Annotated in this window: 14 protein-coding genes; 2 read left to right on the top strand and 12 right to left on the bottom strand. The window is 49.4% G+C overall.

Going from position 1 to position 12,038, the window contains the following annotated elements:
- Positions 1-11 precede the first annotated feature (11 nt).
- From ylqF to ylxM, 12 genes are all read right to left on the bottom strand, one after another.
- Positions 12-914, bottom strand: a complete 903-nt coding sequence (gene ylqF, locus KTH89_RS14115) for a ribosome biogenesis GTPase YlqF (RefSeq protein WP_238722131.1) — start codon at positions 912-914, stop codon at positions 12-14.
- Positions 915-940: 26 nt separating this feature from the next.
- Positions 941-1,519, bottom strand: a complete 579-nt coding sequence (gene lepB, locus KTH89_RS14110) for a signal peptidase I (protein ID WP_158346385.1) — start codon at positions 1,517-1,519, stop codon at positions 941-943.
- A 96-nt stretch (positions 1,520-1,615) separates the two neighbouring features.
- On the bottom strand, positions 1,616-1,963 hold the full coding sequence (gene rplS / locus KTH89_RS14105; protein WP_158346383.1) for a 50S ribosomal protein L19: 348 nt from the start codon (positions 1,961-1,963) through the stop codon (positions 1,616-1,618).
- 134 nt (positions 1,964-2,097) lie between these two features.
- Positions 2,098-3,555 carry a UDP-N-acetylmuramoyl-L-alanyl-D-glutamate--2,6-diaminopimelate ligase gene (locus KTH89_RS14100; protein ID WP_238722130.1) on the bottom strand — a complete coding sequence of 486 codons (1,458 nt, stop codon included), beginning with the start codon at positions 3,553-3,555 and terminating at the stop codon, positions 2,098-2,100.
- Between the two features lie 69 nt (positions 3,556-3,624).
- Positions 3,625-4,479, bottom strand: a complete 855-nt coding sequence (gene dapF / locus KTH89_RS14095) for a diaminopimelate epimerase (RefSeq protein ID WP_238722129.1) — start codon at positions 4,477-4,479, stop codon at positions 3,625-3,627.
- On the bottom strand, positions 4,476-5,660 hold the full coding sequence (locus KTH89_RS14090) for a trans-sulfuration enzyme family protein (protein WP_158346379.1): 1,185 nt from the start codon (positions 5,658-5,660) through the stop codon (positions 4,476-4,478). The genes dapF and KTH89_RS14090 overlap by 4 nt, the downstream gene beginning before the upstream one ends.
- A 212-nt stretch (positions 5,661-5,872) precedes the next feature.
- Positions 5,873-6,622: a tRNA (guanosine(37)-N1)-methyltransferase TrmD gene (trmD, locus tag KTH89_RS14085; RefSeq protein ID WP_158346377.1), complete on the bottom strand. Its 750-nt coding sequence runs from the start codon at positions 6,620-6,622 to the stop codon at positions 5,873-5,875.
- A gap of 170 nt (positions 6,623-6,792) precedes the next feature.
- The gene (gene rimM, locus KTH89_RS14080; RefSeq protein ID WP_158346375.1) at positions 6,793-7,299 is read right to left on the bottom strand and encodes a ribosome maturation factor RimM; all 507 of its coding nucleotides are present in this window, start codon (positions 7,297-7,299) and stop codon (positions 6,793-6,795) included.
- Positions 7,300-7,497: 198 nt separating this feature from the next.
- On the bottom strand, positions 7,498-7,725 hold the full coding sequence (locus KTH89_RS14075) for a KH domain-containing protein (protein ID WP_158346373.1): 228 nt from the start codon (positions 7,723-7,725) through the stop codon (positions 7,498-7,500).
- Positions 7,726-7,753: 28 nt separating this feature from the next.
- Positions 7,754-7,999 (bottom strand): 30S ribosomal protein S16, encoded by a 246-nt coding sequence (rpsP, locus tag KTH89_RS14070; protein ID WP_158346371.1) that lies wholly within the window; start codon positions 7,997-7,999, stop codon positions 7,754-7,756.
- A gap of 34 nt (positions 8,000-8,033) precedes the next feature.
- Entirely contained in the window at positions 8,034-9,383 is a 1,350-nt protein-coding gene (ffh, locus tag KTH89_RS14065; RefSeq protein WP_158346369.1) for a signal recognition particle protein, read from the bottom strand.
- A gap of 3 nt (positions 9,384-9,386) precedes the next feature.
- Entirely contained in the window at positions 9,387-9,731 is a 345-nt protein-coding gene (gene ylxM / locus KTH89_RS14060; RefSeq protein WP_238722128.1) for a YlxM family DNA-binding protein, read from the bottom strand.
- A 512-nt stretch (positions 9,732-10,243) separates the two neighbouring features.
- Here ylxM and KTH89_RS14055 point away from each other — a divergent pair.
- Both KTH89_RS14055 and KTH89_RS14050 read left to right on the top strand, forming a co-directional pair.
- The gene (locus KTH89_RS14055) at positions 10,244-10,909 is read left to right on the top strand and encodes a response regulator transcription factor (protein ID WP_238722127.1); all 666 of its coding nucleotides are present in this window, start codon (positions 10,244-10,246) and stop codon (positions 10,907-10,909) included.
- Entirely contained in the window at positions 10,906-11,928 is a 1,023-nt protein-coding gene (locus tag KTH89_RS14050; RefSeq protein ID WP_238722126.1) for a sensor histidine kinase, read from the top strand. The genes KTH89_RS14055 and KTH89_RS14050 overlap by 4 nt, the downstream gene beginning before the upstream one ends.
- The last annotated feature ends 110 nt before the right edge of the window (positions 11,929-12,038 follow it).

Below are 12,038 nucleotides of genomic sequence, written 5' to 3'. Positions count from 1 at the left end.
AATATTGTTTTCTATTCTTGCCTGGGATCTGATGTCTCTGACTTTTCGCCAACTTCATCACTGTCCGGGAACTCCAGGGTAATCCGTCCCAGGCGGCCGCTTCTATAATCATCCAGCAAAATACCGGCAGCCTTGGTAATATCAAACTGGCTTCCCTTTACGAGACATCCCCGGACTTTGGCCACGCTCTCCAATACAGCGACCGGGTCCGTGCCGGCTGCTAACTCATCTGCCAGCTGGTATCTCTTTTCCAGCGCTTCCGGATACCAGTGCAGCAGAAAACGGATCAAGGACAAGGCTAATTCCTCCGTGTTCAGGATTTCATCCTTAATGGAACCGATCATAGCCAGCTTCATTCCCACCTGCTGGTCTTCGAATTTTGGCCACAGGATTCCGGGCGTATCCAATAGTTCCAGCTGTTTGTTCAGCTTGATCCACTGGGCCCCCTTCGTCACCCCCGGTTTATTTCCGGTCTTTGTGCAGGCTTTCCCCGCGAAGCTGTTGATAAACGTGGATTTGCCCACATTCGGGATGCCGACCACCATCGCACGCACCGGTCTGTTTAAGATACCTCTTCTGCGGTCCCGCTCGATCTTTTCCCGGCAGGCCTCCTGAACCACAGGCTGGATCTGTTTCAGGCCGGCCCCGCTTTTTGCGTTCACCTTCACCACAAAACAGCCCCGGGCCTTAAAATATTCCATCCAGGCATCGTTCACGCGTTCATCCGCCAGATCCGCTTTATTTAAAAGAATCAGCCGGGCCTTATTCTTTCCCAGTTCGTCGATATCCGGGTTCCGGCTGCTTAAGGGCACCCGCGCATCCAGCAGCTCGATGATCAAATCGATCAGCTTTATATTTTCCTGCATCATCCGTTTGGCTTTCGTCATATGCCCCGGATACCATTGCACATTCATCTGTTATACCTCTCATTCTACACTATTTATTTCAGATAGCCAAATCGTTCTTTCGGCGACAGGACAAACCAGGCTTTCCCCAGCATATGCTTCTTCAGCACGTCACCTACATCGGCGGACCGGCTGTCCTCACTGTTATTGCGGTTATCGCCCAGCACGAAATATTCGTCTTCCCCCAGCTCCACCGGCGATGCGGCCACTCCGGCTTCCAGGACCGGTTCCGTCTCAAGCTCTTCCTCCAGGACTTCTCCGTCTATATAGATCTTTCCGTCCCTGATCTCCACGGTTTCCCCGGGAAGGCCTATCACTCTTTTTATATAATAATGGGTGTTTTCATTTCCATGAGGTTTGAATACTACCACGTCTCCCCGGCTGGGTCCGGTAATCGAATAATTCAGCTTATTCACCAATACCGTGTCCCCATTTTCCAGAGTCGGAGACATGGATTCCCCCACATTCACCACTTTTTCTCCAAAGAAATAAACGAGCACAAACGCCAGGAACAATACCACGGCGATTTCAAATATCCACTCCAGAATCTTTTTCACAAGATTCATATTCAGCTTCTTTTCCTTTTGTACAAAGGTCAAGCCCCGTCTGGCCATATGCCTACCCGCCTTCCTGCTTCATTATAAAAGAACCTTTCGATTGAATCAAAAAAGGGGACAATATACGTAAGTACTTGTCCCCATTTCGGCTTCTTATTTTACCAGCTCTTTTACTTTCGCTCTCTTACCAACACGGCCTCTTAAGTAGTTCAGTTTCGCACGTCTTACTTTACCACGTCTGACAACTTCCACTTTTTCCACGTTAGGAGAATGCAGCGGCCAGGTTTTTTCTACGCCGATTCCGTTGGAATTCTTTCTTACCGTAAATGTTTCCCGGATTCCTCCGTTCTGTCTCTTCATTACGATTCCTTCGAACACCTGGATTCTTTCGCGATTACCCTCTTTGATTTTTCCGTATACTTTCACGGTATCGCCTACGTGAAATACGGGAAGCTCTGCTTTCGCCTGCTCAGCTTCGAGTCCTTTAATAATTTCGTTCATGTTGTGAACCTCCTTGATATTCGGATGTTCTTAATACCCTTTGGTAACAGAGGACCATCTCTTTCTTCTCACAGCAATTAACTTTACCATATTTCCATGAATCTGTAAAGAGGTTTTTGCTGTTTTTAAAGGCGTTATCCGATCCCGTAATAATCCAAAACAATCTGCCGTTCGGAAAAAGGATATTTCACGCCGCGGATGTCCTGGTATTCTTCGTGTCCTTTTCCGATCAGCACGATCATGTCGTCGGGCTTCGCATGTTCGATGCAGTAGCGGATCGCCTCGGCGCGGTCATCGATTTCCAGGTAGGGGCCGTTGTATTTGGCCAGGCCCTTCTGGATATCTTTGTTGATGTCGGCCACTTCCTCGTAGCGGGGATTGTCGGTCGTAAGCACCGTAAGGTCGGCGTATTTGGCGGACATCTCGCCCATATCGTACCGACGTTTTCTGGCGCGGTTTCCGCCGCCGCCGAAGAGGCAGATCATTCGGCCGGGTTTATATTCCGCCAGGGTAGTCAGGATATTTTCCATACTGAGGGCGTTGTGGGCATAGTCGATAATGATGGAGAAATCCCGGGGACCCGGGAGCACCTCGGCCCGGCCCCGTACGGACGCCTCTCTTAAGCCCTGTTGAATGCAGTCCATGGGGATATTCAGTCTGCAGCATACGTGAATCGCGGCGAGGGCGTTGTAGGTGCTGAATTTACCGGGCATATTTACCTCGATCCGGGCATCGGCCAGGCCGTGTATCCGGAAGGTGTTGCCCAGAAAGCCGGGGCCTTTGGTCAGTTCCCGGTCGGTGGCGTACAGATCCGATTCCCCGGTCATTCCAAAGGTCTCCACCGTGCAGGTGTGATTTTTCAGAATCTCCTGCCAGTGGGGATCATCCCTGTTGATCAGGCCGTGAACGCAGGTCTGAAACAGCAGGCTTTTACAGTAGCGGTATTCTTCAAAAGACTCATGCTCGCCGGGAGCGATGTGATCTTCGGAAAGGTTCAGGTATATGCCGTAGTCAAACTGAATTCCGGCTACCCGGTTGAGCTTTAAGCCCTGGGAAGATACCTCCATAATCACATAGGCGCAGCCGGCGTCCGCCATCTGGCAAAACAGCGACTGCAGCTCATAGGATTCGGGCGTTGTGTTTTTGGTCTTGATCTGCTTGCCGGCAATATAGGCTCCCAATGTACCGATGGTACCCACTTTGTGTCCGGCTTTTTCCAAAATGAGGCGGATCATGTTGGTTGTGGTGGTTTTACCTTTGGTTCCCGTGATTCCGATGGTGGTCATGCGGCCGGCCGGATGGCCGAACCAGGCCGCGGACATCATGGCCAGAGCGTACCGGGTATCTTCCACCTGTACGACGGTGATGCCATCAGGCACGCTTACCTGTTTTTCCACAATGATGGCCGCCGCCCCATTTTCTATGGCGGAGGGAATGAAGGTGTGGGCGTCGACCGCAGTTCCGCTGATACACAAAAAACAGCTGCCGTCTGTCACCTTTCTGGAGTCATAGATCAGATCTGTGATGTCTGACTGCAAATCTCCCTGTATGCAGGTATAATTTAGGTTTTCTAATAGTTGTATTAACTTCATTCCGGTTCCTCGCTCTGTTTTCTAATCTTCCTGTTTTCTATTCTTCCTTTTTTAGAATCTTCCTTTTTCTTATAGAAAGGGTACTTCGATCTCAGCTTCAAATACCGTATGGGAGGAGCCTGTCATAATCATGTGCCCGGTATCGGAATCCCATTTTACATGAAGCGGCCCTCCGATCTGTTCCACCGTGGCTTCCCGGTCTGTCAGGCCCAGCAAAGAGGCGGCGACCAGCGCGGTACAGCATCCGGTTCCACAGCCGATCGTCTCGCCGGTTCCCCGCTCCCATTCGCGGATCTTGATGTAGTCCCGGCGCACCACCTGCGCGAAGGTGACATTTGTCTTGTTCGGGAACAGCTCGGTATGATGCTCAATGGCTTTCCCGTAGGTTTCCACATCGAAGTCTTTTGTATTCTCCACAAAAGTGACGCAGTGGGGATTTCCCCAGGACACCGCCGTAATATAAAATTCACGGTCCAATATCCGGACCGGCTGGTTGATAAATTCCGCTGCCGGAGTGTTGACCGGTATTTTTCCGGTGTCCAGTACCGGGCGCCCGATGTCGGCGGTAATGTTTACCGCTTTCTGATTCTCCACCTGCAGTTCTATGTTCTGCAGCCCGCCGAAGGTCTCGATCTGGAACCGGGTCTTATCTGTAAAACCATGGTCATAGACATATTTGGCCACACTGCGCAGGGCGTTCCCGCACATTTCCCCCTCCGATCCGTCGGGATTGAACATCCGCATGCGGAAATCCGACACTTCGGAGGGGCAGATTAACACCATGCCGTCCGAGCCGACGGCAAAATGCCGGTCGCTGACAAACCTGGCCAGCTCCGGCAATTTTGCTAATTCCTGATGTATGGCATCGATATAGACGTAGTCGTTTCCGTATGCCTGCATTTTTGTGAATTTTATTTTTTTCATTTTCCGTTCATCGCCTGATCTAAATCTCTGATTATATCGTTTACATTTTCCAGACCAATGGAAATACGCAGGAATTTATCATTGATCCCCAGCGCTTCCTTTCTGTCCATCGGAACGTCCTCGTGAGTCTGTCTGGTGGGGTAGGTGATCAGTGTCTCCGTTCCGCCGAGGCTCTCCGCAAACATGATCATGTCAACTCTCTCCAGAATCCGTTCCACCGTCTCAAAGGAATCCATCTCGAAGGAGATCATTCCGCCAAAGCCGCTGGTCTGCTTTAACGTCACTTCATAATCCTTGTGATCCGGGAAGCCCACATAGTAGACTTTTTTAACTTTCGGCTGGGTCCGCAGCCATTCGGCTACCACCTTAGCATTTTCATTATGCCGGTCCATGCGGATCGGCAGGGTCTTAAGCCCCCGGATCAGCAGCCAGGAGTCAAGAGCGGCCAGGCCGTTCCCGTGGGATTTTAACTGAATTTTCATATGGGCGGCGATCTCTTCGTTGTTGGTGACAGCGATACCGGATATGGTGTCGTTGTGGCCGCCGATGTATTTGGTCGCGCTGTGAACCACCACGTCGGCTCCCAAGGTCAGCGGACGCTGGAAATAAGGGGTCAGGAACGTATTGTCCACGACCGTAATCGCGCCGATGGATTTTGCCAGGTCGGATAACACCCGGATATCAGCCACCTTCATCATGGGGTTCGTGGGGGTCTCTATGAAAAACATTTTTGTTTTATCGGTAATCGCGGCTTTCACCTGATCTAACTCCGACATATCCACATACGTATAATCCACTCCGTATTTGTGGAATATGGTATCCACGATACGGAAGGTTCCGCCGTAGATGTCATCCGAAAGAATGAGATGATCCCCGGGATTCAGCCAGGTAAACAGCGCCATATTCGCGGCCTGTCCGCTGGAAAAAGCGAAGGCCTCCGTCCCTTCCTCCAGGATCGCCATAGTACGCTCCAATTCCTGTCTGGTCGGATTCTGAAGCCGGCTGTAATCATAGCCGGTAGATTGTCCCAGTGCTTTATGCCGAAAGGTTGCCGTTTGAAAAATAGGGAAGCTGACTGCGCCTGTCATCGGATCATTGCCAAGAGCTCCGTGGATTGCCCTGGATTCAAAGGCCAGATCTTTTTTCAGGCTGTAATCGTTGTAATTGCTAAAATTTTTCATAAGTCCATACCTCGTTTTTCTTTTAGGATTCTACAGCCAGTGCGTTGCTTCTGACTAAGACTTTAGTTTTAAAACCGGTCCTGGGCATGCATATTTTGCTGTGGATCTCTATTGGATCTCTTCTATTTTCATAGCTTCATACTCTGCTTCGGACATCTTCCATTATACGGTTTTAAAAATAGGCTGTCAACGGATTTCACCCGGCGTCTGTTTCACTCGGCGTCCGTATCCTGCTCCCTCATCCATTTATCAACAAGAACCCGTTCCTGTTTCGTCAGGTTTGCATTTTCCAGCAAATCCGGGCGTCTTAACATGGTCCGGATCAGAGACTGTTCTCTGCGCCATTTTTCTATATTGGCATGATGTCCCGACATCAGCACCTCCGGCACCTTTTTCCCCCGCCACTCTTCCGGGCGGCTGTATTGAGGGTATTCCAGCAAGTTGTCGTGAAAAGATTCGATTTCCGCGGAGGCATCGTTGTTCAGCACTCCGGGCACCAGACGGGAGATAGCGTCGATCATCACCATCGCCGGCAGTTCGCCGCCGGTCAGCACATAGTCCCCGATCGACACATGGTCCGTCACGATCTCCTCCAATACCCGCTCGTCGATTCCCTCATAATGGCCGCACAGAAAGATCAGATCCTCCTCCTTCGAAAGCTCCTCCGCCATTTCCTGCCGGAACACCCGGCCCTGGGGAGTCATGTAAAGCACTCTGGGCGTTTTCCCGATTTTTTCACGGACCGCCTCATAAGCCCGGAATACAGGCTCTGCGTACATTACCATACCCGCGCCGCCCCCGTAGGGGTAGTCATCCACTTTGCAATGCTTATTATCCGAATAGTCCCGGATATTCACCGCCTCCACCGAGATATGCCCGGCTTCGATGGCCCGGCCCGTGATGCTGGTTCCGATTCCCTGCATAATCATCTCAGGGAACAATGTCAGTATATGAAAATTCATTGGTTTTCCTCCTGCTTAAATACCGAAAAGACCGAAAAGGGACATGTCCATTCCGGTTTGGGACATGTCCATTCCGGTTTGGGACATGTCCATTCCGGTTTGGGACATGTCCGTTTCAGAATAGACATGTCCCAAACTGATTTGGACATGTCCCAAATCGTTTAGTTAGCTCAGCGTAAGCCGGGCATGAGATGCACCAGCAGCTTCCGGCCTTCCATATCGACATCGAGGATGCATTCTTTGATCGCCGGAAGAAGAAGCTCCTTGTGATCCGGTGTGCCGATCACATAGACGTCATTGGCTCCGGTTTCCAGCACATCAACCAGGGTGCCTAACTCCTCCCCTTCATCCGTGATGGCCAGAAGTCCGATCAGGTCCGCCACGAAATATTCATCCCGGGCCAGTGTAACGGCCTGCTCCCGGGCTACCATAAGCGGTTTTCCTTTATATTTCTCGATGTCATTTATGTGATCAATGCCCTTAAACTTGAGAATGACAAACTGCTTAAAAAATTTCACTCCTTCAATCTCAAGGGAACGTTGTTCTTTTCCTGTATCCAGAATTACTTTTTTTAATTTTTTGAACCGGGAAACATCATCCGTGGTGGGATATACTTTGACTTCTCCCCGAATCCCATGGGTGGAGGATATGACTCCTACCTGCAAATATTGCTCCATATGATTTGTTCTCCTGTTTTATTCTTTGTGTTTCTGTATGGCTCTTGCCGGTATACCTATTTCCGAAACGCGCAATCCTTTGCCGTGGAATAAAAAAGAAAGGACTATCCGCAGGTCTCATAAGAGGGCGGAATGGTTCCGCTTTGTTAAACATCTTATGGAACCTGAGGACTGTCCCTTTTGGTTCTGTTTGTATGGTTAAACGATTTCAACCATTACATTCTGATCATCCCGGGATGCGGCCGCTTTGACAACGGAACGGATCGCTTTGGCGATACGGCCCTGCTTACCAATGACCTTACCCATATCTTCCTTGGCCACGTGAAGCTCAACCGTAATCCCTTTGTTGTTCTCCGTCTGTGTGACGACTACTTCGTCCGGATGATCTACCAATGCTTTGGCGATTACTTCCACCAGTTCTTTCATGGCTATTCACCTCCAGGCCAAGCTATCATTACTTTTCAATGCCTGCTAATTTGAAGATCTTGCCGACTACTTCTGTGGGCTGTGCGCCATTTGCCAGCCATTTCTTTGCCAGCTCTTCGTCAACCTTGAATACACTGGGATCCTGGTTGGGATCATAGGTTCCGATCTCTTCGATGAATTTTCCATCTCTGGGGGATCTGGAATCTGCGACGATGATTCTATAGAAAGGTTTTTTCTTAGCACCCATTCTTTTTAATCTGATTTTTACTGCCATTACTTTCACCTCCTTATCAGGTTTTCTCTATATGTTAAAAGGGAAGCCGAAACTTGCCTCTTTTACCACCCATTTTGCCGCCCATCATACCGGGAAGCTGCTTCATCATTTTCTTGCCCTGCTCAAACTGCTTTACCAGCCGGTTTACTTCACTGATGTTAACTCCGGCGCCGTCCGCGATCCGCTTCTTCCGCGACGGGTTCAGAACGCTTGGATTGGAACGCTCCTGGGGCGTCATGGACAGGATCATGGCCTCCACACGGGACATGGCCTTGTCATCCACCACTTCGTCGATGTTCTTCATCTGGGCTCCCATACCGGGAATCATGCCCAGCAGGTCTGAGAGACCGCCCATTTTCTTGATCTGCTGCATCTGTTCCAGATAGTCGTCAAATCCAAACTCCGCTTTGCGCAGCTTGCGCTCCATCTCTCTGGCTTTGTCCTCGTCGATGTCGTTTTGTACTTTCTCGATCAGCGTGAGCACATCGCCCATGCCCAGGATACGGGACGCCATACGGTCCGGATAGAACTGTTCCAGATCCGAAAGCTTTTCTCCCATACCTATATATAATATCGGCTTTCCGGTTACGGCCCGGATCGAAAGCGCCGCCCCGCCCCGGGTATCACCGTCCAGTTTCGTCAGAATCACTCCGTCAATGCCGATCTTCTCATCGAACATGGACGCCACATTCACCGCATCCTGCCCGGTCATGGCATCCACAACCAGAAGGCTCTGGTTGACCGTGACGTTCTCCTTGATCTCGATCAGCTCGTTCATCATGTCTTCGTCCACATGTAAGCGCCCGGCAGTATCCAGGATCACTACATTGTGTCCGTTTTTGGAGGCATGCTCTATTGCCGCTTTGGCGATATTGACAGGCTTGTTCTTGTCTCCCATGGAAAATACTTCCACGCCCTGTTTGTCACCGTTGATCTGCAGCTGCTGTATCGCCGCGGGCCGGTAGATATCACAGGCCACCAGCAATGGCTTACGGCCTTTGGATTTTAACTTTCCCGCGATTTTAGCCGTGGTGGTCGTTTTACCGGCTCCCTGAAGTCCCATCATCATAAGAACCGTAATCTCACCCGCCGGCTGCAGCGCGATCTCCGTGGTTTCCGCTCCCATCAGATTGACCATCTCTTCGTTGACGATCTTGATCACCATCTGTCCGGGATTCAGTCCGTTTAACACATCCTGCCCCACCGCGCGCTCCTGCACGGCTTTCATGAACTGTTTGACCACCTTGAAGCTGACATCCGCTTCCAGCAACGCCATCTTAACCTCTTTTAGCGATGCCTTGACATCCGCTTCGGTCAGCCTGCCCTTGCTGCGCAGGTTCTTGAATATATTCTGTAGTTTGTCTGATAAGCTCTCAAATGCCATGTATTATAACTCCTCCAGGATCTCACCGGATATCTGCCTCAGTCTGCCAAGCTTTTCCGGCTCTTCACAAGCTTCCATCGATTCCATAATGTGCTGCATCTCCTGAATTTGTTTTTTGATAAATAAAAACTTCTCCACCAGATGCAATTTATCTTCATAATCCTTTAATATCTTATCGCACCGCCGGACCAGATCGTGTACGCCCTGCCGGCTGATCCCCTGCTCTTCGGCAATCTCGCTCAGGGATAAATCATTCAGGACAAAATCCCCGTATATCTGTTTTTGATGCTCTGTCAGCAGTTCGCCATAAAAATCATACAAATATGCCTGCTCCAGGAATTTCTCCATTTTTATCACCTTTGTTACTATACAGGAAGTTCGCGCGGGTGTCAAGTATTTTTTCTTGACAGTTTTTCAAGCGGGCTAAGGGGCGGAGCGGACAGGCGCAGGGACGGTCTCCGGGAACGGGGGAGAAAAGCGGCTTGGGCCGAATCGCTTCGGTCATGCCTAAGAACGGGTAACTCCAAAGAGGGTAAAACCTCTGATTAGCAGGACCCGGGGCAAACTCGCCAAAAAGATGGCTCAAACAGTGCCCCGGGTCCTGCGAGGTTTTGCCCTCTTTTGCGTAACCCGTTCTAAGGCATGGCCTCAAGCGATTCGGCCCAAGCCGCTTTTCTCCCCCGTTCCCGGAGACCGTCCCTGCGCCTGCCCGCTCCTGCTTTGGTGATGGCTTAGATTCATGTGCAGAATTTTTTTTACTTGTGAGACATGATAATATTCATTTCACACTTGAGCTATTTCAGTACACAAAATATAATAGAAGGTACAGGAGTTAACTTCTGTAATACGGAGGCTTGGTCATGTATAAAATATTGATTATCGAAGATGACGAAATAATTCGAGAGGAGCTGAAACTTCTTTTATCCAACGCCGGATATTCCGTTGAGTGCATTGCAGATTTCGATGATGTTATCGGGCAAGTCAAAGCAGATGGCCCTGATTTGATTCTACTGGATGTTAATTTGCCGGGACAGGACGGTTATCGTCTATGCACAAGTATACGTAGTTTTACCGCTACGCCGATACTGTTTATTACCGGGCGCAATACGGCAATGGATGAGCTGCAGGCCCTGACTTTGGGTGGGGATGATTTTATATCGAAGCCGTATAATATCCCGGTTATGCTGGCCCGGATCAGTCTGCTTTTGAAAAAAGGAAAAGGGAACGGGCAGCCGGATTACGTCGAGTATCGGGGTGTGAAGCTCAAACCGGTAGCCGGTACGCTGCTCTTTGACTGTAAAGAGGCGGAATTGACAAAGACTGAACTGAAAATTTTATACGTTCTTTTTACGAGGCCGGGGAAAATTGTTTCCAGATTAGACCTGATCGAGTATCTGTGGGATAACGGCATCCATATGGATGACAATACCCTGAGTGTGAATATGATGCGGATACGCGGGAAGCTGCGGGAACTTGGATTGGATAATTTTATACAGACAAAAAGAGGCATGGGATATAAAATATGATAATATCTGACTATGTTGATGAGAAAAAAGGCACTTTACTTATTTGTCTTGCCGGCGGCTTGTTCTTTTCCATATTGCTGGTTTTTTTCGGTGTCGGCAGGGCAGAGCTTATTTTATTGTGGATATGCTATGCCTGTATCGTAACCGGGGCCTTGGGCTTTGATTATTGGAAGCAAAGGAAGCGGATCGGACAATTGCTTTCTGTCTTCGAATCCCTGAATCAAAAATATCTGCTGGCAGAAATCGTGGACAGGCCGGAATCCGTTTTGGAACAGGTGTATTTCCGGCTTGTGAAAGAGGCTTTTAAGTCGATGACGAATGAGGTAGCGCATGCAAAACGGGTAAATGATGAGTATCGGGATTATATCGAACAATGGATTCATGAAATCAAGGTTCCGATTACGGGTATTCAGTTGATCTGTGAAAATAATAAGTCGGATATCACGCGGAAAATTGCAGCTCAGACGGGATTAATCGAACAGGATGTAGAACGTGTTCTGTTCTATGCCCGGTTGGGAAGCGTGGAAAAGGATTATCTGATCAGAGAAATCCCGCTGAAGGACTGTGTCCTGGATGTGCTGGTCAGAAACAAGCAATTTTTGATCCAAAATGGAGTGAACGTCCATGCGGACGCTATTTATGATTCCGTATATTCAGATGATAAGTGGGTTCATTTTATTCTCAGTCAGATTCTCCTCAACAGCATCAAATATCAGGGAGAGCGCCCGCCGGTTATAGAGATCGTCTCTCAGGACAAGGGAAATTATATCGCATTATCTGTCACGGATCATGGCATTGGCATTAAACCCAGCGAGATTGGCCGCGTATTCGATAAAGGCTTTGTTGGAAGCAACGGCAGAACCGGGAATCATGCCACCGGCATCGGTTTGTATCTTTGTAAACAGCTGTGCGATAAACTCGGCATCGGCATAGAGATAGCATCTGAGCCAAACCAATATACGACCGTCACCCTTTATTTTCCGAAAAATGATTATCTGAAAATAAAACCGCTGGACTGATGACCCTCCGGACAGAACGGTTCCGCTGCCTATGATATAATCTTACAAAACTGTCAGATAAAATGAATGGACTTTTATACCATCCGGTCCCGCCTCCTTTTAAAATGTAG

The organism is Diplocloster agilis (genome assembly GCF_019042275.1).
Classification (GTDB): Bacteria; Bacillota; Clostridia; order Lachnospirales; family Lachnospiraceae; genus Diplocloster; species Diplocloster agilis.
This window is presented reverse-complemented; position numbering and strand designations above follow the sequence as displayed.